22 protein-coding genes are annotated in these 23,610 nt (G+C 73.7%); 7 read left to right on the plus strand and 15 right to left on the minus strand.

What is annotated here, in order from left to right:
- Position 1: 1 nt before the first annotated feature.
- Positions 2-826: a TIGR00730 family Rossman fold protein gene (locus LBW97_RS05435; RefSeq protein ID WP_224498398.1), complete on the minus strand. Its 825-nt coding sequence runs from the start codon at positions 824-826 to the stop codon at positions 2-4.
- The gene (dapE, locus tag LBW97_RS05440; RefSeq protein WP_224498399.1) at positions 823-1,935 is read right to left on the minus strand and encodes a succinyl-diaminopimelate desuccinylase; all 1,113 of its coding nucleotides are present in this window, start codon (positions 1,933-1,935) and stop codon (positions 823-825) included. The genes LBW97_RS05435 and dapE overlap by 4 nt, the downstream gene beginning before the upstream one ends.
- A gap of 72 nt (positions 1,936-2,007) precedes the next feature.
- Here dapE and dapD point away from each other — a divergent pair, with 72 nt between their 5' ends.
- From dapD to LBW97_RS05455, 3 genes are all read left to right on the plus strand, one after another.
- The gene (gene dapD / locus LBW97_RS05445; protein WP_224498400.1) at positions 2,008-2,988 is read left to right on the plus strand and encodes a 2,3,4,5-tetrahydropyridine-2,6-dicarboxylate N-succinyltransferase; all 981 of its coding nucleotides are present in this window, start codon (positions 2,008-2,010) and stop codon (positions 2,986-2,988) included.
- Positions 2,989-3,050: 62 nt separating this feature from the next.
- Positions 3,051-3,749, plus strand: a complete 699-nt coding sequence (locus LBW97_RS05450) for a hypothetical protein (RefSeq protein ID WP_224498401.1) — start codon at positions 3,051-3,053, stop codon at positions 3,747-3,749.
- Between the two features lie 89 nt (positions 3,750-3,838).
- Positions 3,839-4,351, plus strand: coding sequence for a GGDEF domain-containing protein (locus tag LBW97_RS05455; protein WP_224498402.1), 513 nt, complete (start codon positions 3,839-3,841; stop codon positions 4,349-4,351).
- A gap of 6 nt (positions 4,352-4,357) precedes the next feature.
- Here LBW97_RS05455 and dapC read toward each other — a convergent pair whose 3' ends face one another.
- Both dapC and fdxA read right to left on the minus strand, forming a co-directional pair.
- On the minus strand, positions 4,358-5,479 hold the full coding sequence (gene dapC, locus LBW97_RS05460; RefSeq protein ID WP_224499011.1) for a succinyldiaminopimelate transaminase: 1,122 nt from the start codon (positions 5,477-5,479) through the stop codon (positions 4,358-4,360).
- Positions 5,476-5,802: a ferredoxin gene (fdxA, locus tag LBW97_RS05465; RefSeq protein ID WP_224498403.1), complete on the minus strand. Its 327-nt coding sequence runs from the start codon at positions 5,800-5,802 to the stop codon at positions 5,476-5,478. The genes dapC and fdxA overlap by 4 nt, the downstream gene beginning before the upstream one ends.
- Before the next feature lie 186 nt (positions 5,803-5,988).
- Between fdxA and LBW97_RS05470 the strand changes: the two genes are divergently transcribed.
- On the plus strand, positions 5,989-8,829 hold the full coding sequence (locus LBW97_RS05470) for an EAL domain-containing protein (RefSeq protein WP_224498404.1): 2,841 nt from the start codon (positions 5,989-5,991) through the stop codon (positions 8,827-8,829).
- A 9-nt stretch (positions 8,830-8,838) separates the two neighbouring features.
- On the opposite strand, the gene LBW97_RS05475 is transcribed toward LBW97_RS05470, so the two are convergent.
- From LBW97_RS05475 to LBW97_RS05505, 7 genes are all read right to left on the minus strand, one after another.
- Complete coding sequence (locus LBW97_RS05475) at positions 8,839-9,225, minus strand: hypothetical protein (RefSeq protein ID WP_224498405.1); 387 nt, start codon at positions 9,223-9,225, stop codon at positions 8,839-8,841.
- A complete protein-coding gene (mshB, locus tag LBW97_RS05480) occupies positions 9,222-10,109 on the minus strand; it encodes an N-acetyl-1-D-myo-inositol-2-amino-2-deoxy-alpha-D-glucopyranoside deacetylase (RefSeq protein ID WP_224498406.1) in 888 nt (295 codons plus the stop codon). The genes LBW97_RS05475 and mshB overlap by 4 nt, the downstream gene beginning before the upstream one ends.
- A gap of 300 nt (positions 10,110-10,409) precedes the next feature.
- Positions 10,410-11,471, minus strand: coding sequence for an ABC transporter ATP-binding protein (locus LBW97_RS05485; RefSeq protein WP_224498407.1), 1,062 nt, complete (start codon positions 11,469-11,471; stop codon positions 10,410-10,412).
- Positions 11,468-12,745 (minus strand): ABC transporter ATP-binding protein, encoded by a 1,278-nt coding sequence (locus LBW97_RS05490; RefSeq protein ID WP_224498408.1) that lies wholly within the window; start codon positions 12,743-12,745, stop codon positions 11,468-11,470. The genes LBW97_RS05485 and LBW97_RS05490 overlap by 4 nt, the downstream gene beginning before the upstream one ends.
- Positions 12,746-12,756: 11 nt before the next feature.
- Complete coding sequence (locus tag LBW97_RS05495; protein WP_224498409.1) at positions 12,757-13,719, minus strand: ABC transporter permease; 963 nt, start codon at positions 13,717-13,719, stop codon at positions 12,757-12,759.
- A gap of 25 nt (positions 13,720-13,744) precedes the next feature.
- The gene (locus LBW97_RS05500) at positions 13,745-14,734 is read right to left on the minus strand and encodes an ABC transporter permease (RefSeq protein ID WP_224498410.1); all 990 of its coding nucleotides are present in this window, start codon (positions 14,732-14,734) and stop codon (positions 13,745-13,747) included.
- A gap of 176 nt (positions 14,735-14,910) precedes the next feature.
- Positions 14,911-16,653 (minus strand): ABC transporter family substrate-binding protein, encoded by a 1,743-nt coding sequence (locus tag LBW97_RS05505; protein WP_224498411.1) that lies wholly within the window; start codon positions 16,651-16,653, stop codon positions 14,911-14,913.
- Positions 16,654-16,873: 220 nt separating this feature from the next.
- On the opposite strand from LBW97_RS05505, the gene LBW97_RS05510 reads away from it, so the two are divergent.
- Positions 16,874-17,836 (plus strand): DUF3592 domain-containing protein, encoded by a 963-nt coding sequence (locus tag LBW97_RS05510; RefSeq protein ID WP_224498412.1) that lies wholly within the window; start codon positions 16,874-16,876, stop codon positions 17,834-17,836.
- A 10-nt stretch (positions 17,837-17,846) separates the two neighbouring features.
- On the opposite strand, the gene LBW97_RS05515 is transcribed toward LBW97_RS05510, so the two are convergent.
- The 3 genes from LBW97_RS05515 to LBW97_RS05525 are packed head-to-tail and all read right to left on the minus strand — an operon-like array spanning position 17,847 to position 21,897.
- Positions 17,847-20,492 (minus strand): FtsX-like permease family protein, encoded by a 2,646-nt coding sequence (locus LBW97_RS05515; RefSeq protein WP_224498413.1) that lies wholly within the window; start codon positions 20,490-20,492, stop codon positions 17,847-17,849.
- Positions 20,489-21,196, minus strand: coding sequence for an ATP-binding cassette domain-containing protein (locus LBW97_RS05520; protein ID WP_224498414.1), 708 nt, complete (start codon positions 21,194-21,196; stop codon positions 20,489-20,491). Before LBW97_RS05520 ends, LBW97_RS05515 begins: the two co-directional genes overlap by 4 nt.
- Positions 21,193-21,897, minus strand: coding sequence for an ABC transporter ATP-binding protein (locus tag LBW97_RS05525; protein ID WP_224498415.1), 705 nt, complete (start codon positions 21,895-21,897; stop codon positions 21,193-21,195). Before LBW97_RS05525 ends, LBW97_RS05520 begins: the two co-directional genes overlap by 4 nt.
- Before the next feature lie 153 nt (positions 21,898-22,050).
- Here LBW97_RS05525 and LBW97_RS05530 point away from each other — a divergent pair, with 153 nt between their 5' ends.
- On the plus strand, positions 22,051-22,221 hold the full coding sequence (locus tag LBW97_RS05530; RefSeq protein ID WP_224498416.1) for a CsbD family protein: 171 nt from the start codon (positions 22,051-22,053) through the stop codon (positions 22,219-22,221).
- Between the two features lie 103 nt (positions 22,222-22,324).
- Here LBW97_RS05530 and LBW97_RS05535 read toward each other — a convergent pair whose 3' ends face one another.
- Positions 22,325-23,062: a (deoxy)nucleoside triphosphate pyrophosphohydrolase gene (locus LBW97_RS05535; protein WP_224498417.1), complete on the minus strand. Its 738-nt coding sequence runs from the start codon at positions 23,060-23,062 to the stop codon at positions 22,325-22,327.
- Positions 23,063-23,097: 35 nt separating this feature from the next.
- Between LBW97_RS05535 and LBW97_RS05540 the strand changes: the two genes are divergently transcribed.
- On the plus strand, positions 23,098-23,571 hold the full coding sequence (locus LBW97_RS05540) for an Rrf2 family transcriptional regulator (RefSeq protein ID WP_224498418.1): 474 nt from the start codon (positions 23,098-23,100) through the stop codon (positions 23,569-23,571).
- Positions 23,572-23,610: the final 39 nt, after the last annotated feature.

The raw sequence follows: 23,610 nt of genomic DNA on the forward strand, positions 1-23,610 counted from the left end.
GTCAGGCGTCGGACGGGCCGGTGACCGGCACCTGGCCGCCCCCGTTGTCACCGGTGACGCGGGCGGCGTCGGCCGCCCGGATCGCGGCGACCGCCTCGGCGATCGAATCGGTGACGGTGATCAGGTCGAGGTCGCGGGGGCTGACCGTTCCCGCAGCGACCATGGTGTCGCGGATCCAGTCGATCAGGCCCGACCAGTACTCGGTGCCCAGCAGGATCACCGGGAAGCGGGTGACCTTGGTCGTCTGCACGAGGGTGAGCGCCTCGAACAGCTCGTCGAGCGTGCCGAAGCCGCCGGGCAGGATCACGAAGGCCTGCGCGTACTTCACGAACATCGTCTTGCGCACGAAGAAGTAGCGGAACGAGATGCCGACGTCGACCCACTCGTTGAGCTCCTGCTCGAACGGCAGCTCGATGCCCAGCCCCACCGACATGCCGCCGGCCTCGTGCGCGCCCTTGTTCGCCGCCTCCATCGCCCCCGGGCCGCCGCCGGTGATGACGGCGTAGCCCGCCTCGACCAGGGCCGCTCCCAGCTCGACCCCGGTGGCGTAGTGCGGGTGGTCCTGCGGCGTGCGGGCGCTGCCGAAGACGCTGACCGCGCGCGGGAGCTCGGCGAGCAGGCCGAAGCCCTCGACGAACTCCGACGTGATCCGCATGACGCGCCACGGGTCCGTGTGCACGAAATCCGCGCCGCCCCGGCGGTCGAGCAGCCGCTGGTCGGTCGTCGTCCCCCGGTTCTTCGGGTCGGGCTCGCCACCGCGCAGCATGATCGGCCCCTTGTGGCGGGCCGAGCGCGAGCGGTGGCCGTCGGACGGCGGGGTGGTCATGAGCTGCTCCCGGACAGGTAGGCGGTGAGGGCGTCGACGGCCGGCTGCAGCCGGTCGACGAGGACGTGCTCCTCGCGGGTGTGGGCCAGCTGCGGATCACCGGGCCCGTAGTTGATCGCCGGGATGCCGAAGGCGGCGAACCGGGCGACGTCGGTCCAGCCGAGCTTGGCCCGCGCCGGCCGGCCGACGGCCTCGACGAACGCCGCCGCGGCCGCCTCGGCGAGACCGGGCAGCGCTCCCCCTGCGTTGTCGACGACGGTGAGCGTGGCCCCGGCCGCGATCGCTTGCGCGAACACCTCGCGGACGTGCGCCTCGGCGGCGTCCTCGTCACGGTCCGGGGCGTAGCGGAAGTTCACGGTCAGGGAGGCCTCGTCCGGGATGACGTTGCCCGCCACCCCGCCGCTGATCCCGACCGCGTTGAGCCCCTCGCGGTAGCGGCAGCCGTCGATCTCCACCTCCCGGGCGCGATAGGCCGCCAGCGTCGCCAGCGCGCCGGACAGCCCGTGGATCGCGTTCTCCCCCAGCCAGCTGCGGGCGCTGTGCGCCCGGCGGCCCGTGGTGGAGAGCACCGCGCGGAGCGTGCCCTGGCAGCCGGCCTCGATCTCGCCGTCGGTCGGCTCGAGCAGGATCGCCAGGTCGCCGTAGAGCCAGCCACGGCGTTCCCGCGCCACTCGGCCGAGGCCGTTCTTCACCGCCTCGACCTCCTCGTTGTCGTAGAAGACGAACGTGAGGTCGTGCGCGGGCTGCGCGCCCGGGACGCCGAAGGTGGCGGCCAGCCGCAGCATCACCGCGTCGCCGGCCTTCATGTCGCTGGTGCCGCAGCCGTAGAGCCGGCCGGTGGCCTCATCCAGCCGGCTGGGCACGTTGTCCGCGATCGGCACGGTGTCGAGGTGGCCGGCGAGGACCACCCGGCTCGGCAGGTCGAGGTTCGTGCGGGCCAGCACCGAGTCGCCGATCCGCTCGACCTCGAGGCCGCCGAGCGCGCGCAGCGCCGTCTCGACCGCGTCGGCCAGCGCCGCCTCCGACCCCGACACCGACGGGGCGTCGACGAGGGCGCGGGTGAGCGCGAGGACGTCGGCGGAGAGATCGAGCGGCGGCAGGGTCGTCACAGGGCCCGAGCCTATGCGGCGGCCGGGCCACCGGCCGTCCGGGCAGGGCGGCGGCTCGGTAGCGTCGTCCCCGTGACTGACGCTGCGTCCGCCCCCGCTTCCGCCGTTGCCGCCGGTCTGGCGACCGTCACGCCGTCCGGCACGGTGCTCGACACCTGGTACCCCGAGCCGCGGCTCGGTGCGCCCGACGGCGCCGTCTCCGGAACGGCCCGGCTCGGCGCGCTGGAGCTCTCCGGGGAACTCGGCCCCGACTACGGCGGCCTGGTGCGCCGCGACGAGGCCCGCGGCGTCGAGATCATCGCGGTCCGCACGGTCATCGCCGACCTCTCCGCGCCGGCTGTGGACACCTACGACGTCTGGCTGCGGCTGCACCTGCTCTCGCACCGGCTGATCCGGCCGCACCAGGCGAACATGACCGGCATCTTCGGGCTGCTCACCAATGTCGCGTGGACCAGCGCGGGCCCGGTGGAGGCGGCCGGGTTCAACGCGCACCGGCTGCGCGCCGCCGTGGGCCACGTGACCGTCTTCGGCGTCGACAAGTTCCCGCGGATGGTCGACTACGTCATCCCCTCCGGCGTCCGCATCGCCGACGCCGACCGCGTGCGGCTGGGCGCACACCTGGCCGAGGGCACCACCGTCATGCACGAGGGCTTCGTGAACTTCAACGCCGGCACCCTCGGGCCCTCCATGGTCGAGGGCCGGATCAGCGCCGGCGTCGTCGTCGGTCCGGACAGCGACATCGGCGGCAGCGCGTCGATCATGGGCACGCTCTCCGGCGGAGGCAGCGAGGTCATCTCGATCGGCAGCGGCTGCCTGCTCGGCGCCAACTCCGGCATCGGCATCTCGCTCGGCGACGGGTGCGTCGTCGAGGCCGGCTGCTACGTGACCGCCGGCTCGCGGATCACGCTGCCCGACGGCTCGGTCGTGAAGGGCAAGGAGCTCTCGGGCCGCAACGGACTGCTCTTCCGGCGCAACAGCGTCAGCGGCGCGCTCGAGGCGCTCCCGCGCAAGGGCACCTGGGGCGAGCTGAACGCGGACCTGCACGCCAACTGAACGCACCGGGGTGACCTCGGGCACCAGGGTTCTGCCAGGTTCCGCGCTTACCCTCGGTGGCGATGAGCAGCCCCCGCACCGCGACGCACCCCGCCGCAGCCCGGGCTCGCAGCACCACGCGGCCGCGTCCGTCCGGCGCGCGCGGCGGTGCGCGGCGCAGCAGCTCCCGCCGGCGGGCGTCCGGAGGCGGATCGTCGCGTCGACCGAAGGGTGGAGGGAGCTCCGGCGGCACGCAGGGCATCGCCCGCTGGTGGCCGGCCCTCCTGGTGGCGGCGGCGCTCTTCGCCGCGGTCGCCTGGGGCACCGAGCAGCAGCGACCGGACATCCCAGCGGCCGGCACGTGCACGGTTCCCGACCGCTCGGTCACTGTGACCGCAGAGCAGGCGACGAACGCTGCCACGATCGCGCAGGTCGGGCGGGACCGCGGACTGCCCGAGCGCGCCGTCGTCATCGCGCTGGCCACGGCACAGCAGGAGTCCCGGCTGCGGAACCTCGACTACGGCGACCGCGACTCCCTCGGCCTCTTCCAACAGCGCCCGTCGCAGGGCTGGGGCACCCCGGAGCAGGTGCAGGATCCCGTGTACGCGGCCAACCAGTTCTACGACCGGCTGATCACCATCCCCGCCTGGGAGGCCGGTCGGCTCACCGTCATCGCAGACGGTGTGCAGCGCTCGGCGTTCCCGGAGCTGTACCAGCAGTGGGAGCCCATGGCCCAGCAGCTGACGACCGCGCTCGCCGCGGGCACCCTCGAGTGCAGCTGATCACGTTGCGCACGATCCAGTTCCCCCAGGAGGGGTAACCGGGCGTTTGGGCGCTCAACGAACCGCTTCCACGATCCGACACCTGCCCCATGACGATCGCGTCCAACGACTTCCCCCCGGCGGCTTCCACCGCGGCGGCCGCTCCCGCGGTCGCCGACATGCCGGTGCTGCTGCCCACCCGCGAGGCGCTGCTCGAGCGCCTGGCCGACGAGCTGCCCGGCACCGCCGTGGAGCCGGTGACCCTCCTGGTCGTCGGCCTGCTGCGCCGCGACGACGGCTGGCCGACCCCGCGGACCACGCTGAGCCAGGTGACCGCACTGCTCGCGGGCTCCGTGCGCGGCGACGACTGGCTGGGCGCCTTCGGTGCCGCGGAGTTCGGCATCGTCCTCGCCGGCCCGACGACGACCGCCGAGGTCGTGGCACCGCGCCTGCTGGCCGCGATCGACGCCCTCGGCATCCCGGGCCTGTCGGCCTCCGCCGCGATCTCGCCGCTGGACCCGGCGCTCACCGCCGGTGAGGTGTTCCGGCGGGCCACGCTCAGCCTGACCGCCGCCCGCCGTGTCGGGGCCGGCACCGTCATCCGGTACCGCGAGCCCGCCTAAGAGCGGTCAGGCGCGGAGTCGCTCGACGGCTGCGTCGATCCGATCGTCGGTGGCGGTCAGCGCCATGCGGACGTGCCGCGCGCCGGCCGGACCGTAGAAGCTCCCCGGGGCGGCAACGATGCCCAGCCCGGCGAGCCGGTCGATGGTGACCCAGCAGTCCTCGTCACCGCTCGCCCACAGGTAGAGGCCGGCCTCGGAGTGGTCCACCCGCAGCCCGGCACCGCGCACGGCCGCCAGCAGGCGTTCACGTCTGCCGCGGTAGCGCTCCCGCTGGGCATCGACGTGCGCGTCGTCGTCCAGGGCGGCGGCCATGGCGGCCTGCACCGGACCCGGCACCAGCAGGCCCAGGTGCCGGCGCACCTCCCAGACGCGCCGCACCAGCGCCGGGTCGCCCGAGAGCAGCCCGCCCCGGTATCCGGCGGCGTTCGACTGCTTCGACAGGGAGTGCACCGCCAGCAGGCCGGTGTGGTCCGCGCCGGCGATCTGCGGATGCAGGATCGATCGGGGCTGCACGTCCCAGCCGAGGGTGATGTAGCACTCGTCGGCGACGACCGGGATCCCGTGCGTCCGGCCCCAGGCGACCCAGGCACGCAGCTCGTCGTCGGCCAGCACCCGCCCGTGCGGGTTCCCCGGCGAGTTCAGCCAGACCAGCGAGACGCCGGCCCCGTCCGCGGGCGGCGTGTCGCAGCGGCGCACGGCCAGCCCGGCCAGGACGGCGCCCACCTCGTAGGTCGGGTAGGCGACCTCCGGGAGCAGCACGGTGGTGGCGGTCCCCTGCAGCCCCAGCAGGGTGGGCAGCAGCGCCACGAGCTCCTTGGAGCCCACGGTCGGGATCACCGACGGGTCGGCACCGGTCGGGTCGGCGACGTCGACGCCCAGGCGGCGGCTCAGCCAGCCCGCCGCCGCCGTGCGCAGTGCGGCGGTGCCGAGCGCCGTCGGGTATCCCGGCGCGTCAGCAGCCGCGGCGAGGGCCTCCCGCAGCACGGGCGGTGTCGCGTCGACCGGGGTGCCGATCGAGAGGTCGACGACCCCGCCGGGGTGCTGGGCGGCACGCGCCCGCGCCCCGGCGAGGGAGTCCCAGGGAAAATCCGGCAGCGCGCGGGGCGCGCCGGGGCCCGGAGTGGTCAGGAACCTTCGCCCTGCGGCGGGAGAGCTGCCACCAGCGGGTGGTCCTTGCCGACCTTGCCGGTCTTGGCGGCGCCACCCGGGCTGCCCAGGTCGGAGAAGAACTCCACGTTCGCGTTGTAGAAGTCCTTCCACTTGTCCGGGACGTCGTCCTCGTAGTAGATGGCCTCGACGGGGCAGACCGGCTCGCAGGCTCCGCAGTCCACGCACTCGTCGGGGTGGATGTAGAGCATCCGGTCGCCCTCGTAGATGCAGTCCACCGGACACTCGTCGATGCACGCCTTGTCGAGAACGTCGACACAGGCCTGGGTGATGACGTAGGTCACGGGGTTCCCTCCCGGGGCGTTCGGCGGCACCCTCGGCCGACGACCGGGGGTGCGAGATGCGCTCCTAGTATCACCTCCGGCGTCGCGGCCCGTTCGACGGGATCCCCGCTCAGGGCCGCTTGACCCGTTCGGGGTGGGTCTTTGGTCCCTGCTCAAGACCGGCGCGCATCAGCCGAAGATGACGACGTGTCCAAGCAGAAGCCGCGCTCCGAGGCTCCGCCGCGACAGTCGTCGCCGGTGTCGCCCTACGACGCCCAGGCCGCGCTGGAGAGCCAGCTCGCCAGGCTGCGCGCCTCCTCCGGTGCCACGCGCGTCTCCGTGTGGGTGCACGAGGCCACCACCGAGCTCGTCGTCCCCTTCCGCCAGGCGGTCCGCCCCGGCGCCGAGCCCCGGGACCAGCACCCCGCGCTGATCACCCCCGCACTCCTCTCGGACTCCCCCTTCCTCGCCGCCGTCATCCGCTCGGGCCAGTCCGTGACCGGCCACGCCGACGGTCGCCGGGCGACCGACCGGCAGCTGGCCGAGGTCGGCATCCGCTCCGCCCACGGTGAGCCGCTCCTGGTCGACGGCCAGATCGTCGGCGTCCTCACCATCGAGCCCGCGGCCGCCGCCTCCCCCTACCTGCTGCGCCAGGCAACCCCGCGCCTCGCCGCCGCCGTCTCCGAGGCCTGGGCGCGGCGATCGCAGCAACGCCGCCTGGACCAGGCGGCGGTGCTCCTCGGTCTCATCGAGTCCGCCGCCCAGGCGGAGTCGACCGACGCCCTGCTCAGCTCCGCCTGCCGGCAGCTCGCCGAGCTCGGCGAGGTGGAGCGGGCCTGCGTCTTCCTGCTGGAGGACGGCCGGCTGGTGCCGAGCATGGCCGCCTACGCCGACGGCCGCCGTGACCTCGCCACGTGGCAGCAGTTCCGCAACGCTCCGGTGCCCCTCCCGATCACCGAGGAGGTGCTGCGCACCGGCGAGCCCATGACGGCCGACCGCCACTCCGCGCTGGTTTCGGGCTGGTGGGTCGACTCCTTCCAGATCGCCTCCGCGCTCGCCGTCCCGCTGGGCCGCAGCCCCGAGCTCGCCGGCGTCCTGACCCTCGACAGCACCCAGGTGCGGCCGTTCTCCGAGGACGTCCGCCGGCTCGCCGCCGCCGCCGGCGCGCACCTCGGCAGCGTCATCGAGCAGGCCCGCACCAGCCAGGCCCGCGCCGCCTCCCTGAACACCGCCCGCGTGGTCCGGCAACTGCTGGTCGACGGCTCGAGCGCCACCGGCGTCGCGGAGGCGGCCGAGGTGGTCGCCCGCGCCGTCCAGCACCTCGCCGGCACCCACCGCAGCGCCGCCTACCTGGTCGGCCCCGACGACCGGCTCGTCGAGGTCCGCCACGTCGACTGGCCCGACGCCCACAAGGCGGTCGTGCAGAACCACCTGGTGGGCCGGCTCGCCACCGACATCCCGCTCTGGCGGCTGAGCTCGGAGCAGAAGGCGCCGGCCCTCGTCGAGGACACCACCACCAACGACCTGCTCGATCCGCGGCTCTGCCAGGCCCTCGACCTCTCCTCCTACCTCAGCGTGCCGCTCCTGTCCGGTGACCGGCTGCTCGGTCTCGTGGTCACCGGCTCCGTCGGCACGCCGCGCACCTGGTCGCCGTCGGTCCGCGACGCAGTCCGGCAGGTGACGCTGGAGGGCTCCCTCGTCGTCGAGAACGCCGAACTGCGCGCCAGCGAGCAGCGCCGGCTGACCCAGCTGGCCACCGAGGCGCACGCCGACCCCCTCACCGGGCTGGCCAACCGGCGGCGGTTCATCGAGGAGGTCGAGGCCACCGTCTACGGCGCCGGCGACCGCAGCTGCGCGCTGCTGATGATCGACCTGGACCGGTTCAAGGAGATCAACGACAGCTTCGGGCACAGCGTCGGCGACGACCTGCTCTGCCTCGTCGGCCCGCGTCTGCAGAAGGCGCTGCGCCCCGGTGACCTGCTCGCCCGGATGGGCGGCGACGAGTTCGCCGTCCTCCTGCCCGACGCCGACGCCGAGCGCGCCCGCGAGGTCGGCGCCGCGCTCGGCACCGCCCTGCGCGACGCCTTCGTCCTGGACGGCATGCCCCTGCACGTCGACGCCAGCGTCGGCATCGCCCTCTGCCCCGACCACGGCCGGGACCGCTCCCTGCTGCTCGCACGGGCCGACACCGCGATGTACGCGGCCAAGCGCGGCCGGCACGGCTACGAGGTGTGGGCGCCCGACGGCACCCCCGCCTCCCGGGACCGGCTGGAGACGCTGGAGCAGCTCCGCTCGGCGCTCGACGACGAGCAGCTCACCACGCACTACCAGCCCAAGCTCGACCTGCGCAGCGGCCGGATCACCGGCCTGGAGGCGCTGGTCCGCTGGAACCACCCCACGCGCGGGCTGCTCTACCCCGACGTCTTCCTCCCGCTGGCAGAGCAGGCCGGCCTGATGCGCCGGCTCGCGCTGCGCGTCCTCGAGCGCTCGCTGCGCGACCTCCAGGGGTGGCGCGCGCGGGGCCACGACCTCTCGGTCGCGGTGAACCTGTCGGTCTCCAACCTCCAGGACGTCGCGCTGCCCGAGCAGGTGTCGATGCTGCTCGACGCCTTCTCCGTGCCGGCCGAGGCGCTGATCCTGGAGATCACCGAGGACGTGCTCATGGCCGACGCCGCGCGCAGCCAGCAGGTCATGGCCGGGTTGCGCCGGCTCGGCGTCCGGCTCTCCGTCGACGACTACGGCACCGGCTACTCCTCGCTGTCCTACCTGCGGGCACTGCCGGTGGACGAGCTGAAGCTCGACCGCAGCTTCGTGACCCACCTGACGACCGACTCCCGCGCGGCCGCGATCGTGCGCAGCACCCTGCAGCTGAGCAGGGACCTGGGCATGAGCATGGTCGTCGAAGGGGTGGAGGACGCCGCCGCCCTCGCCGCGCTGCGCACGTGGGGCTGCGACGTCGCGCAGGGCTATCACATCGCCCGTCCGATGCCGGCCGATTCCGTGCCGAGCTGGCTGGCGGAGAACGATCCGGCCCTGACCCGCCCCTGACCCGGCCGGCTACGCGCCGGGCCCGGCCGGGCGTGATGCGCCGCCGAGCACGAGGCCGACCGAGAGCGCGGCAGCGAGCACGCCCAGCGCGAGGAACGCCAGGTTCACGTTGCCGTTGGTGATCACCAGGTCCCCCTCGGGCCGCCTGCCCATCGCCGCGAACGCCACGACCAGCCACACCACCGCGGGCAGAGCCGCGACGACCCTCGACCCGGTGATCAGCATCGCGCCGCGGACCAGCAGCACGTTGCCGACGACGGCGCCCACGATCGACACCGGGACGGGCACGCCGCCGATGCGCAGGGGCAGCCAGAACACCTGGACCAGCGCCAGCCAGCCGGCGACGACGACGGCGAGCAGTCCCCAGCCCACTGTCGCCGCGACGGGTCGGCTCATCGCGGCAATCCGGCGAACAGGTCGTCCTCCCGCGCCGAAGGGTCACCGGCGCGCTCGCCGCGGACCAGCTGGAAGTACTCGGTGCCCCGGACCAGTTGGCCGAGGTCGTTCGAGAGGGCGAAGAAGCCGTCCCGCACGGTGATCTGGGTGGCGTGGGCCCGCAGTGCGGCGGCCTTCCGGTCCACGAGGTGCCCGGCGTCCACCGCCGTCGTCACCTCGTCGTCGTCCACCACGAAGGGAGCGTGCTCGATCGCGGCCGACGGGAGGAACGGCACCCGCTGCCCCGCCGCGGCCAGTGCGTCGTCGCTCTCGCGGACGGCGGTGCGCGGGAGGCGGCACCAGTAGACCTTCGCGACGTCCCAGGCCGGACCGAGGTCGGGCCGGTACGCCGCATCGGCCGCGGCCTCGACGGCGGCCATGGCCACCCGGTGGGCCTGGACGTGGTCGGGGTGGCCGTAGCCGCCGTCCGGGTCGTAGGTGACGACGACGTGCGGCCGGACGTCCCGGACGACCGCCACCGCGTGCCCCACCGCCTCGTCGACGTCGGCGCCCCAGAAGGCGCGCGGCCGCTCGTTGGCCGGGGTGCCGATCATCCCGGAGTCGCGGTAGCGCCCCGCGCCGCCGAGGAAGCGGATGTCGGTGACGCCGAGCTCGGCCATCGCCGCCCGGAGCTCACCGATCCGGTAGCCACCGAGCTGGTCGGCCTGGTCGGCGGCCAGTTGCGCGACCTCGGGGACGAGGATCTCGCCCTCTTCGCCCAGCGTGCAGGTGAGCAGCGTGACCTGGGCCCCCTCCGCGACGTACCGAGCCATCGTGGCCCCGGTGGTGATCGTCTCGTCGTCAGGATGCGCGTGGACGAGGAGGAGACGCCGGTCAGAGATCACGAGCGGCATTCTCTCCGAGCCGGCCCTGTCGTCCCGAGTGGGCCCGGAGGGTCCGCGCAGGGACGACGAAAGGGCTCAGCTCACCAGGGGCACGGCACCTGGCCGCGGTGTCGTCCGGAGGACGACAGAGTCATAGTCCGCGCAGGGACGACTGACGCGCTCAGCTCACCAGGGGCACGGCACCTGGCCGCGGTGTCGTCCGGAGGACGACAGAGTCATAGTCCGCGCAGGGACGACTGACGCGCTCAGCTCAGCAGGGGCACGGCACCTGGTCGCGGTGCGATCCGGAGGATCGCGATGTCACAGCACCTTCGCCGCCTGGGCGTAGTGGCAGGCGTTGAGGTGCCCGACACCGCGATCCTCCAGCGCCGGGTCGACGTCGATGCACTTCTGCCGCTGGGAGTCGGAGAGCTCGTTGGCGAACTTCTGGCACCGCGTGCGGAAGTGGCAACCCGAGGGCGGGTTCGCCGGGCTGGGCACGTCGCCGGTGATGATGATGCGCTGGCGGGCCCGCTCGCGGCGCGGGTCGGGCAGCGGGATCGCCGAGAGCAGCGCCTGCGTGTACGGGTGCGCCGGCCGCTCGAAGAGCTCGTCGCGCTCGGCCACCTCGACGATGCGGCCGAGGTACATGACCGCCACCCGGTCGGAGATGTGCCGGACGACGGAGAGGTCGTGCGCGATGAACAGGTAGGACAGCTGCAGCCGGTTCTTGAGGTCCTCGAGCAGGTTGATGACGCCGGCCTGGATGGAGACGTCCAGCGCCGAGACCGGCTCGTCGAGCACGAGCACCTTCGGCTCCAGCGCCAGCGCCCGGGCGATGCCGATGCGCTGCCGCTGCCCGCCGGAGAACTCCGCGGGGTACCGGTTGGTGTGCTCGGGGTTCAGCCCCACGAGCCGCACGAGCTCCTCGACGCGTTCCCGGATCGCGTCCTCGCCCTTGACCACCCCGTGGATGACCAGCGGCTCGGCGATGATGTCGAAGACCGGCAGCCGTGGGCTCAGCGAGGCGTACGGGTCCTGGAAGACGATCTGGATGTCCCGGCGCAGCGGGCGCATCTCCTTGCGGCTGAGCCCGATGAGCTCCCGCCCCTCGAACACGACCGATCCGCTCGTGGCGGGCTGGAGGTTGAGGATGGCGCGGCCGGTCGTGGACTTGCCGCAGCCGGACTCACCGACGAGCCCGAGCACCTCACCGGGGTAGAGGTCGAGGTCGACCCCGTCGACGGCGCGCACGGAGCCGACCGTGCGCCGCAGCAGTCCCCCACCGGTGATCGGGAAGTGCTTGACCAGCTTGCGCACCGACAGGATCGGCTCGCGCCGGCCTGCCCCGGCCGGGGTGCGCTCCGCCGTCTGCTCGCTCACGGCTTCTCTCCTCGGGGGGTGGTCACGGTGCCGGTCTCGCCCTGCGGCGCGGTGGGCTCGGTCTGGTCGGGCGGCGGGGTCCCGGCCGGCTCGTCGGCCCCGGCGACCAACGCCGACGACGCATCCTCGACCAGGACGTCGTCGGTGACACCCGCGTCGAACACCTCGGTGGCGTGCCCGTGGGCCGCGGCGACGACCTCCGTGCGGATGCACGCGGCGGTGTGCCCCGGACCGACGTCGACCAGCGGCGGCTCGTCGACGTCGCACTCCGGCACGTGGAGGGGGCAGCGCGGCGCGAACGGGCAGCCCGGCGGCATGTTGAGCAGCGACGGAGGCGCCCCGACGATCGGCGTCAGGCGCTCCCGGTCGGCGCGGTCCAGCCGCGGCAGCGAGCCCAGCAGCCCGAGCGTGTACGGCATCCGCGGCTCGTAGTAGATGTCCTCCACGCCACCGATCTCGATCGGCCGGCCGGCGTACATGACGAGCACGCGGTCGGCCATGCCGGCGACCACCCCGAGGTCGTGGGTGATCAGCACCATCGCGGCGCCGGTCTCCTGCAGTGCCGTTCCCAGCACCTCGAGGATCTGCGCCTGCACGGTGACGTCGAGGGCCGTCGTGGGCTCGTCGGCGATGATGACGTCGGGCTGGTTGGCCATCGCGATGGCGATGACGACGCGCTGGCGCATGCCGCCGGAAAAGGCGTGCGGATAGGCCTGGATCCGGTCCTCGGCCTGCGGGATGCCGACCAGCTCCAGCAGCTCGATCGCCCGCGCGGTCGCGGCCTTCTTGGAGAGGTTGCGGTCGTGGATCCGCAGCGTCTCCTCGATCTGGTGGCCGATGCGGTAGACCGGGTCCAGGGAGGTCATCGGGTCCTGGAAGATCATCGAGATGCCCGAGCCACGGAGGCGCGACATGTCCTTGTCGCGGAGTCCGAGCAGCTCTTCGCCGCGGAAGCGCACCGAGCCGGTGACCCGCGCCGACGACGGCAGCAGGCCCATGACCGCCAGCGAGGTGACCGACTTGCCCGAACCGGACTCCCCCACGATGCCCAGGACCTCACCGGGGCGCAGGGAGTAGTCCACGCCGCGGACGGCGTGCACCAGGCCGTCCTCGGTCGGGAACCGGACGTTGAGGTCGCGGACCTCGAGCAGCGGGTCGGAGGCGGAGCGCGCGGCGCGGTCCGGCGCACCGGCCGTCCGGCTGGAGGAGATCAGGTCCAGGGACGTCGCTCCGGCAGCGGACGTGCCGGACCCCCGCGGGTCGATGGTGCTCATGCCACTACCTCTCAGGCCCGCACGCGGCTCTGGCTGGGATCGAACGCGTCCCGGATGCCGTCGCCGATCAGGTTGATCGCCAGCACGATGAGCAGCAGCGCTCCGCCGGGGAAGTAGAAGAGCCACGGCCGCGTGCTGGCCGCCTGGACGCCGTCGGACACCAGACGGCCCAGGGATGTCGCGTTCGCCTGGTTGACGCCGAAGCCGAGGTAGGTGAGCGAGGCCTCGAGGATGATCGCCGTCGCCGCCGCCAGGGTGACCCACACGATGATGGATCCCAGGGCGTTCGGGATCAGGTGCCGGAAGATGATCCGCTGGTCCGACGCGCCCAGGGCGTGCGCCGCCTCGACGTACTCCTTCTCCCGCAGGGTCAGGAACTGGCCGCGGACGATGCGGGCCAGGTCCAGCCAGCCGAAGAGCCCGAGGATGAGTCCCACGCCCTGCGGGGTCCGCAGCTCGGGGAAGTTGCTGGCCACCACGATGAGCACCACCAGCAGCGGCACGGTGAGGACCAGGTCGACCAGCCGCATGAGGGTGGCGTCCACCCAGCGCCCGAAGTAACCGGCCAGCGCTCCGATCACCAGGCCGAGCGGCAGCGCGATGACCATGAAGACCGCCACGATGAGCAGCGTCCGCTGCACGCCCTGCATCAGGCCGGCGAGCAGGTCGCGGCCGATCGCGTCGCTGCCCAGGAGGTAGCCGTCGCTGCCCGGCGGGACCGACTGGGCCTCCCGGTTCTGGAGGGCGTAGTCGGTGCCGGTGATCAGCGGGCCGACGAAGCCGAAGAGCAGCATGATCGCCAGCAGCACGAGGCCGCTCATGCCGACCTTGTTGTGCAGGAAGCGGCGGATGATCTGCTGACGCTGGCTGCGCGCGCGGACGCCGAACTCGCGGTCGACGCCGCCGCCGACCGGAGCGCCCGGCTCGGCCGGGACGACCGAGCCCGCCGTGGATGCGGCCTGTGTGGATGACATTCGATTTCCTATCGGCCGGGGGCCGTCACGACAGCCGGATCCGCGGGTCGAGCACCGCGTACAGGAGGTCGGCGATCAGGTTGAAGACGACGACGAAGACGGCGCTCACGAGCAACCAGCCGAGCACCACGTTGATGTCGTTGTCGCCGATGCCGTCCTCGAGCAGGTAGCGCCCCATGCCGTTCCAGACGAAGACCTGCTCGGTGATGATCGCGCCGCCGAAGAGCGTGCCGATGCCCAGGGCGACGACGGTGGTCAGCGGGATCAGCGCGTTGCGCAGCCCGTGCTTGACGACCGTGCGCCGGTACGTGAGCCCCTTGGCGCGGGCCAGCCGCATGTAGTCCGAGCCGAGCACGTCGAGCATCGCGGCGCGCTGGAACCGGCTCCAGGCGGCGAAGGAGAGCAGGGCGAGGCTGATCGTCGGCAGGATCAGGTGCGCGAGGCGGTCGGACCAGAGTTCCCAGCCGTCGGCGTACAGGCCCAGCGCCGCCGTCTCCTCGCCGAGGGTGAAGAACACCTGACGGCCGAACGCGTCGTTGAGACCGACGGCGATGAACTCCTTGAGCAGGGCTGCGAACCAGAACGTCGGCAGCGCGATCAGCAGGTAGGCCAGGAAGGTGAAGGTGTAGTCCGACGGCTTGTACTGCCGGACCGCTCCGATGACCCCGACGATGATCGCGAGGATGACCGCGATGATGACCGCTGCGGCGATCAGGCGGGAGGTGACGCCGAGCCGCGCGAAGAGCTGGTCGGCCACCGGCGTGCCGTTGATGGTCTCGCCGAAGTCACCGGTCAGCACTCCGCTGAGCCAGTTCCAGTACCGCAGGAAGAAGTTGTCGTTCAGCCCCAGTTCCTCGCGCATGTTCGCGAAGAACGACTCGGGCGGGCGCGGCTGCAGCGTGTAGTACTTCGACAGCGGGTCGAAGCTCGCCGCGCACAGCGCGAACACCAGGAACGAGCTCCCGACCAACACGAGGACGGCTCCGAGGAGTCGTCTGATCGCGAAGAACAGCATGGCGCGAACCTTACGTCGGGGGTGGGGCCGCTCCACCTGCGTTCGGAGCGGGGTCGGTCGTGCGCCTCGGGGGCCGAGGCGGCACGCGGCCCCCGGAGCAGAGCACCGAGGGCCGCGGCCAGGTCATGCGGCGGTCAGGAGCTCCCGGAGCGATCCGGGAGCCCCTGACCGGTCGATCACTCGACGGTCCAGGTCTCCGAGTTCCAGAGCGGACCGGCCTGGGTGGAGTTGTCCTCCACGCCCTGGATGCTGCTCTGGAAGGCGATGAACGTCGGCTTCTGGTAGAGCGGCACGGTCGCCACCTCCTCCCACAGCAGGGCGTCGATCTGGTTGCCCAGCTCGGTCTGCGCGTCGGGGTCGGGCTCCTGGACGAACTGGTCGTACAGCGCGTCGATCTCAGCCGTGCCCTGACGGGAGTAGTTCTGGCCGAGGCCGTTCTCCGGGGACCAGTAGATCGACTGGGTGGCCGACCGGAACGGCGAACCGACCCAGGCGAACACCGCGGCCTGGAAGCCGCCGGCCTCGAGGGAGGTCGGCTTCTCGGCACCGGCGAAGATGTCCGGGTTGGCGTTGAACGTCGCCCCGATGCCGGCCTCCTTCAGCTGCGGGATCATGACCTCGATCGTGGTCTGCCGCAGCGGGTTGGCAGCCGTGGTGTCGAGCTGGATCTGCAGCGGACCCCGCTGGGGGTGCGTGTAGATGCCGTCCGGGCCGAGGGTGTAGCCGTCGCCCTCGAGCAGCTGCTTCGCCTTCTCGACGTTCTGCTGCTTGTAGTCCTCGGGCGCGGTGTCCTCGTACTGCGGCTGGTTGTTGAAGTAGATGCGGTTCTGCAGCACCTCGGCGTCGGAGGAGAACTGACCGACGGTCTGCGCCACGATCTCCTCGCGGTCCAGCGCCATGGCGAAGGCCTGCCGGACGGGCAGGCTGGCCAGGTGCGGGTCCTGGGTCTGGAAGTCCAGGTGCTCGAAGGAGAGCCCGAAGGTGACGTCGCTCTCGACCTCCGGAGCCAGCCCGTCGACCTGGTCGACCAGGTCCAGCTGCGGCTGCGGGTAGATCACGCCGATCTCACCGTTCTGCAGACCCTGGACCGCGGCCGTCGGGTCGTTGCCGATGTTCTGGATGACCAGGCGCTCGAGGAACGGGCCCTCGCCGTACCACTCCGGGTTCGGGGTCAGGACGACGGTCTGCGTGCCGACGTCGATGCCGTCGGCCTTGAGCTGCCACGGGCCACCGGAGATGTCCTCGGGCAGACCCTCGGCGATCGGCCACCCCTCGGTGATCGTCTCGCAGACCACGGCCGGGTCCTCGTCGTCCATCAGGTGGGCGGGGAGGATGCCGCCGCCGAAGTCACCGCTGAACAGCGACTGCCAGTCGGCGAACGGGCTGGTGTAGGTGACGGTGACGGTCTTGTTGTCGTCTCCGCTGCCCTCGACCGACTCGATCTGCTCGTAGCCCGTGGTCGACAGCAGCGAGGCGCAGCCGCCCTCGGCCGGGTCGGTGCTCTTGCCGGAGCGCCAGGTGAACTCGAAGTCGTCGGCGGTGATCGGGGTGCCGTCGCTCCACACCGCGTCGTCGTTGATGACGTAGGTGTTGACCTGGGTGCCGCCCTCGGTCTCGAGGGTCGGCTCCTCGGCGAGGAGGTCCTCGTTGTGCGTGATGCTGAAGTCCGGCAGCACGTTGAAGGCACCCGGGAGGATGCCGTTCAGGATGTTGGCGGTGGACGTCGCATTGCCCGCCGCGATGTTCGGGAAGAGGTTCTCCGGGAAGTCGGTGGACTCACCGAAGACGACCTGGCCGGACCGGTCCGCGGCCTGCCCGTCGTTGCCGGATCCCTCGTCGTCGCTGCCACAAGCGGTGAGCACCATCGCGCCGGCCATGCCGGTCGCGAGGAGCGCAGTTCCGCGCCTACTCAAGTTCACGTGCGTTGCCTCCCTCTTCCCCGGCCGGGTGGCGGGGGACGGACTGGTTGTCCGACGGGCAGCTGCTGAGCCAGCGGTGACAGGCCCCGGAGCACGCGTGCGTTCGACGTTGAACGCGCCGCCGGATGTATGCGGCCAAACCCTAGGTACGCCCGGCGAGGGCGTCCACGACCGTCATCCTTCTGTGACCTACCGTGATGGGTACTGCGACGATGGCCCCGTGATCCCGCCAGTTCCCGCCCGGCCGCACCGGCGGGCCCTGACGCAGTTGGTGCTCGGTCTGGCCCCGCTGCTCGCCGTCGGGGTGGCGCTGATCGTGGCCCTCGGTGTGCAGCTGCCCGGCGCGCGGGCGCCCCTCGCCGACGCGACCGCGACCGCCGTCGCCCGCGTGCAGGAGGCCGGCCGGCCGCCGGAGGGGCGCGGCGTGCTCGTGACCTTCGACGACGAGGACGGCGCTGCGCGGACGGGCCGGCTGGTCCTGGCCGAGCCGGTGGCCGTCGAGCCGGGCGCGGAGGTGCGCGTGCGCTACGACCCGGCCGCGGCCGACGGCCCCGCGAGCACCGTCTACGCCGACGGCGACGCCGCCACCCGCCGGGTCCAGGATCTCGTCGCGTCGATGGCCGTCCTCGCCGTCGTCCTCCTCCTGACCACCGGCGCCACCGCGCTGCTGGCGCTCTCCCGCCGCGGACTGCGCTCCCGGCCGGCCGGCTCGGTCGCCGCGACCCGTCTGGTCGTCCGGCGCGGCCTCCTGGTGCGCAGCTGGCTGGAGCTGGAGACCGCCCGCGGGCCGCGGTGGCTGCCGGTGTTCTGGACGCCGGAGCTGACCGGTCTGGAACCCGGCGGCCGCATCGACCTGCACGGGGATCCGCTCGCCGACCGCCTGGTCCTCCCGGTCGTCGACGGGGCCGAGGTCTGGCCGTCCGGCCGGATCCGCGACCAGGTCCCGCGGGGCGAGCAACGCGCGCCCCGCGCGACCTCGGGCCGGCCGACGATCGGGCTGCTGCGCCAGGTCCGGGTGGACGCCGTCCCCGCGGTCGCCGCTCCCCTGCTCGGCCTGGTCTGGGCCTGGGTGGACGACGGCGGCGTGGCCTCGTTCGCCGGCGCGACCGCTCTCAGCGCCGTCCTGATCTTCTGGTTGTTCCAGCGCCTCGGCTCCGACCCGGAGGCCCCGGCGCGCGCCTGAGGGCACGGCGTCAGGCCGCCTCGCGCAGCACCGACACCGGATCGGCCCGGTCGGCCGCAGCCTGCGCGTACCGCGCGGCCAGCACCGCTACGAGCAGCGCGCCGGCCACGGTGAGGCCGATCGCCGGCCACGGCACGTCGAGCAGCGGCGTCGGCGGGCGCAGCAGGTCGACGTCCAGCCGCCGGTGCACCGCGGCGACCGCGCCGGCGGCCAGGAGCGCGCCCAGCCCCAGCCCGGCGACGGCGACCGCGCCGAGCTCGACGACGAGCGAGGTGAGGTGCGCCCGCCGCGAGAGCCCGAGCCGGCGGGCCATGACGTAGCCCGCCACCCGGCTCCGGCTGCGCGACTCCAGGTGCAGCAGCAGCCCTGCCGCGGCGACGAGCCCGACGAACACGGCCAGCGCGGACAGGTAGCCGAAGGTCCACGAGATGCCCAGGAAGTCGGCGGTGGTCAGCACGTCGGCGGGCTCGAGACTGCGGCCGAGCCGGCCACCGGCGTCGGTGAGCGCCTCCACCGCCGGCCCCTCGGGTCCGTTCGTCCACAGCTCGGACTGCCGGTCGGAGCCGGCCGCCGACGGCACCTCGGGCAGCCGGTCGGCGGCCACCAGCACCACGGGCTCCGCCGTCCGGCGCCCGGGCAGGACGCGCGCCGTGCCGGCGACCTCGGCGGCGACCGGGAGGGTGCCCAGCCGGAGTTCGACGTCGCCGCGCGGCAGGCCCGCAGCCACGACCGGGATGCGCCCGTCCTCCGCCGGCTCCCGCAGCGCGGCCACCAGCTCCTCCAGCGGGACGTCGGCGAAGCTGCCGTCCCAGAAGGCGGTTCCGGCGAACGTCGCCGGGTCGACGGCGAGCACCTGCACGTCGGTCGCGGTGCCGGCGTCGTCCACGACGCTGCCGTCGTACCGGTCCAGCACGGTGCCGACGGCGTCGGTGGCCGTCGTCGGCGTCACCTGCGGGATCGAGATCAGCGCCCGGTCGGCCCCGATCTGGACGCCGACCTTGGCGGCGAGCGTGGTCTGCGAGCCCGCGGTCAGCGTCGCCGTGTACCCGAGGACGGCGACCGGCACGGTCACCGCGACGAGCAGCGCGGCAGCCGCGCCGGGACCCGCGGCCAGCCGGTTGACCGCCAGGAACACCGGCGGGCGGAGGCGAGCGGCGCGCCGCCGCAGGCGCGGGAGGAGCCGGGTGCCGAGCCGGGCCGCGAGCAACGCGGCGCCGGCGATCGCGAGCACCGGAAAGGCGACCAGCAGCCCGTTGACCTGGGCCACGCCGCCGGTGACCACGATCGCGTCCCGGCTCTCCAGCAGCAGCCAGCAGGCGCCCGCGGCCACGACCAGGGCCAGCTCCCACGGCACGGCGGCGAGCCGGCCGGGAGCTGTCCCGAGCGGGCGCTCCACGGTGGCGTGCGCCCGAAGCCCGGCGACGACGGCGGCGGCGAGCAGCCCGGCGAGGAAGGCCGCGGCGCCGAACGCGGCCGCCGCGGCCACCGCCGCGGGATCGAGATCGTCCGCCGGGCCGAGCCCGCCCACGAGCAGCCGGGCGGCCAGCCATCCGACGGCCGCGCCGACGAGCGCCGGCGCCAGCAGCTCGAGGGCCGCCTTGCCGGCCAGCGCGCCCGGGCCGGCGCCACGGGCGGCCAGCAGGCGCACCTCCGCGCTGCGGCGGTCGGCCCAGAAGCCGCCCGAGGCAGCCACGAGCACGAGGGCCAGCACCGCCGCGGCGGCGGCGACGGCCACGACCGGGCCGCGCAGTCCGGCCTCGACGAGCTCGGCCCGCTCCACCGCCGCGTCGAGCTGCTCGTTCTCCCCGGCCCCGAGCAGCGTCGTCGCCTTCCCCTCGGGCACCGCCCGGGCCGCCCGTTGCTGCTCGGCCACCAGTCCGCGGGCCACCTCGACGGTGAGGTCCGCGGTTCGCGTGGGCACCGCCTCGGTCACGACGAGCAGCCCGGCCCGGCTGCTGATCGCGGTGAGCGTCGCCTCGTCGGTGGCGAGCAGCAGCGCGGGCGGGGGCACGTCGGCCGAGGCCGCGTTGAGGTACAGCTCGCCGTAGGCGCACCAGTACGGCCCGCCGCCGGTGTCGAACAGGTCGGTGTAGACGCCGGCGACCGGCACCGCGACGCCCGCCACGGAGATCGACTCCCCGACCGTCGCCTCCGCCGCCGCGGCGTAGGAGGCCGGCAGCCACACCCCCTGGGCGCCGGCGGAGGCCACGACCTCGACGTGCTCGGTGGCGTCCGGCCGCCACAGCAGGTTGGCCGGCAGCGTCAGCAGCGTGCCCCGGGCGTCCCGGACCGGCAGCCCGCCCTGCGGATTGCCGGCGGCGCCGATGGAGGCGAGGACGAGCAACGTCCGCTCGGGCTCCCGGCCGAGGTCGGTCCAGATCTGCCGGGGGGCGTCCGCCTCCGCGGCGAGGACCTCCGGCGACGTCCCGGGCGGGAACCGCAGGGTCACCGACGTCGCCGGCCGCGCCGCCTCCGCGCACTGCGGCGCCAGCTGCTCCTGCAGGGCGGCGGAGCGCGCCGAGGAGAGCAGCAGCGGCGCCGAGGCGAGGGCGCAGGCCAGGACCGCCGTCGCCACGACGACGGCCAGCACGGTGACCGGCGAGCCGAGCACCAGCCACGGCGCCCGGCGCCACGGGGCCAGCCGCCACAGCCTCATGCCGGCGCTCCGTCCGGGATACGGCCCTCGTCGATCCGGCCCTCGTCGATCCGGCCGTCGCGCATCCGCAGCACCCGGTCGGCCCGCCGCCAGGCCTGCTCGTCGTGGGTCGCCAGGAGCACCGCCGAACCGCGCCGCGCCTGCGCGCCGATGAGCTCCAGCAGGGCGTCGGCGTGCTCCCGGTCCTGGTGCGCCGTCGGTTCGTCGGCGAGCAGGACGGCGGGGTCGGCCACCAGTGCCCGGGCGACCGCCGCCCGCTGCTGCTCCCCGAGCGACGTCTGGTGCGGATACCGGCCGGCGACCGAGGTCAGGCCGAGGTCCGCCAGCAGTTCGTGCCCGCGGCGCTCCGCCGCAGGGAGGTCGCCGGTCAGGCGCGCGGGCAGCAGCACGTTGTCGGCGAGCGACAGCTCCGCGACCAGCCCGAGCGACTGGGGCACCAGGGCCAGCTCGGCCCACGTCAGCTCGGCGGGCCGCCGCCCGGCGAGGGATCCGGTGCAGGTGAGCGTTCCGGAGTCCGCCGTGTCCCAGCCGCACAGGACCGCCAGCAGCGTGCTCTTGCCCGATCCGGAAGGGCCGGCGATGGCGACCACCTCTCCCCCGGTGAGGACGAGGTCGGCGCCGGCCAGCGCGGGAACGGACTCCGCGCCCCGGGCGAACGTGCGGACGAGGGAGCGGGCGACGACGCCGGCCCTGCCTGCGCTCACTGCTGCACCCGGCCGTGGTCCAGCCGGACCACGCCGTCGGCGACGGCCATCACCCGCGGATCGTGCGAGGAGACGACGAACGCCACACCCGTGGCCGCCAGCTCGCCCATCGCGCCGAGCACCCGGTCGGCGGCGGCGGAGTCCAGCTCGGCGGTGGGTTCGTCGGCCACCACGAGGGTCGGGGAACCGATCACGCTGCAAGCCACGGCCAGGCGCTGCTGCTCCCCGCCGGAGAGCTCGCCCGGCCGGTGCGACACCCGGGCGCCCAGGCCCAGTCGGCTCAGCAGGGCGGAGATCGCGTCGTCGTCGACCTCCGCACCGCGCATCGACGCCGCCAGCCGCACCTGCTCGGCCGCGCCGAGATAGGGCAGCAGGTTCTCCCCCGGCCGCTGGAAGAGGTAGGACACGTGCCGCCGGCGCAGTCGCCGCCTGCCGCGGGCCCGCAAGCCGTCCACCCGCAGTCCACCGACGTGCACCGAACCGGAGTCGGGCCGGTCGAGGCAGGCCAGCAGCCGCAGCAACGACGACTTGCCGGCTCCCGAGGGTCCGACCACCACGGTCAGCCGGGCCCGTGGGATCGCGAGGTCGACCCCGTCCAGCGCGGTCACCGACTCGGTCGCCGTCCGGTAGGTCTTGACCACCCGGGAGCACTCCGCCGCGGCGCCGTCCACCGAGGAGGCCGGCACCCCGCTCGACGTCACCGGGTCACCTCTCGTCCGAAGCGGGCGCTGTCTCCGAGCGGGAACCCTAGTTGCGGTGATCACCCGGACGGGTGTTCGCCCAGGCCTGCCGTTCGGCGGTGTGTCGGGCCGAGACAACCGGGGTAGTGCCCCCGTGGCTGGAAGGAGCCCACCATGAGCAACGAGGACAAGGCCAACAACAAGGTCGAGGAGTTCGGCGGCAAGGCCAAGGAAGCTCTCGGCAACGCCACGAACGACAAGGACCTGCAGGCCGCGGGCCAGAAGGACCAGACGAAGAGCAACCTGAAGCAGGCCGGCGAGAAGGTCAAGGACGCCTTCAAGTAACCGCGGAGCCCCCTTCGGAGGGGGCCTCGACAGGCACGCTGCACGGGCGCCGTTCCCCTCGGGGAACGGCGCCCGCGTCGTCGCCCGGCGTTGGTTCTCGGCGTCAGTTCTCGGCGAGCAGTGCCCGGACCGCCGGCAGCAACGGCCGGTCCGCCGGGATCCAGTCCATCGCGTCCAGCTCCTCGGGGCCGACCCAGCGCAGCTCGGAGTGCTCGTGCGCGACCGGCTCGCCCTCGGGAAGGCGGGCCGCCCAGACGCGCATCGTCGAGGCGCCCGGCGCCCCTCCGGCGACGACGCCGTCGAGCGGCACCTCCCCCACGAACTCCCGCGGGACGACGGTGACGCCGAGCTCCTCCTGGCACTCCCGCACCAGGGCCTCGAGTTCGGACTCCCCACGCTCGACCTTGCCGCCCGGGAACTCCCAGCGGCCGTCGAAGACGCCTCCCGAGCGCTGCGCGACCAGGACCCGGCCCGCGTCGACGACCGCCGCCCCGACGACCTGCACCACGTCCAGGGCGCGCCGTTCGGCCGCGGCGGCGAAGGCGTCCAGGTGCGCGTGCATCGCCCGCGCGATCCTGCGCCTGCGGAGGAACCCGCCGGGACTGCCGGGCTCCCAGTCCAGCTGCTCCTCGACGAGCGTGCCCGCCGCGGTGCCGGAGAAGCGGCGCGAGTGGGTGACCCGACCCCGTCGGCCGATCATCGCAGAGGCGACGTCGCGTTCCGGTCGAACCGAGCCGACCTCCTCCAGGTCGAACGGCCATGGCCGCCCGAGGGCCCGCGCGACGTCGAACGCGACGGTCAGTGGTGCCTCCACCACAGTGGTGAAACGCAGCGTCGGCACGCGGGGACTCTCCCAGACCACGGCACTATGGGTACGTGCGCATCAACGCGAGGGTCGACTACGCCGTCCGAGCCGTCCTCGAACTGGCCGCGGCCGCGCCCGAGGCGCTCACCTGCGACAAGATCGCCGCCGCCCAGGACATCCCGTCCCGCTTCCTGCAGGCGATCCTCGCCGACCTGCAGCACGCCCGGCTGGTCACCAGCCAGCGCGGCCGCGACGGCGGGTACCGGCTGGCGCTGCCGGCCTCGGAGATCTCCATCGCCCGGGTCATGCGGGTAGAGCAGGGGTTCCTCGCCGAGGTGCACGGGCAGCGGCCCGAAGACGTCACCTACCCGGGGCCGGCCACCGAGCTGGCCGGCGTCTGGGTCGCCGCGCGCGAGGCCTACCGGCGGGTGCTCGAGGGCGTGACCGTGGCCGACGTCGTCGCCGGGCAGCTTCCCGAGCACGCCGCCGAGCTGGTCGCGATCGACAACGCCTGGCGCTCCTTCAGCGAGCCGTCCCGCGACTGACCGGGCACCCGGTCGCCCGCGCCTCCGGGCGCGGCGGCG

It is taken from the genome of Blastococcus sp. LR1 (assembly GCF_020166105.1).
Classification (GTDB): domain Bacteria; phylum Actinomycetota; class Actinomycetes; order Mycobacteriales; family Geodermatophilaceae; genus Blastococcus.

What these genes read in the sequence shown, in the direction of transcription:
- LBW97_RS05455 (WP_224498402.1), top strand. Translation starts at nt 3,839, where the DNA reads ATGACGATCGCGTCCAACGACTTCCCCCCGGCGGCTTCCACCGCGGCG.
- LBW97_RS05490 (WP_224498408.1), bottom strand. Translation starts at nt 12,745, where the DNA reads ATGAGCACCATCGACCCGCGGGGGTCCGGCACGTCCGCTGCCGGAGCG.
- LBW97_RS05450 (WP_224498401.1), top strand. Translation starts at nt 3,051, where the DNA reads ATGAGCAGCCCCCGCACCGCGACGCACCCCGCCGCAGCCCGGGCTCGC.
- LBW97_RS05515 (WP_224498413.1), bottom strand. Translation starts at nt 20,492, where the DNA reads ATGAGGCTGTGGCGGCTGGCCCCGTGGCGCCGGGCGCCGTGGCTGGTG.
- LBW97_RS05475 (WP_224498405.1), bottom strand. Translation starts at nt 9,225, where the DNA reads ATGAGCCGACCCGTCGCGGCGACAGTGGGCTGGGGACTGCTCGCCGTC.
- LBW97_RS05500 (WP_224498410.1), bottom strand. Translation starts at nt 14,734, where the DNA reads ATGCTGTTCTTCGCGATCAGACGACTCCTCGGAGCCGTCCTCGTGTTG.
- LBW97_RS05435 (WP_224498398.1), bottom strand. Translation starts at nt 826, where the DNA reads ATGACCACCCCGCCGTCCGACGGCCACCGCTCGCGCTCGGCCCGCCAC.
- LBW97_RS05495 (WP_224498409.1), bottom strand. Translation starts at nt 13,719, where the DNA reads ATGTCATCCACACAGGCCGCATCCACGGCGGGCTCGGTCGTCCCGGCC.
- LBW97_RS05530 (WP_224498416.1), top strand. Translation starts at nt 22,051, where the DNA reads ATGAGCAACGAGGACAAGGCCAACAACAAGGTCGAGGAGTTCGGCGGC.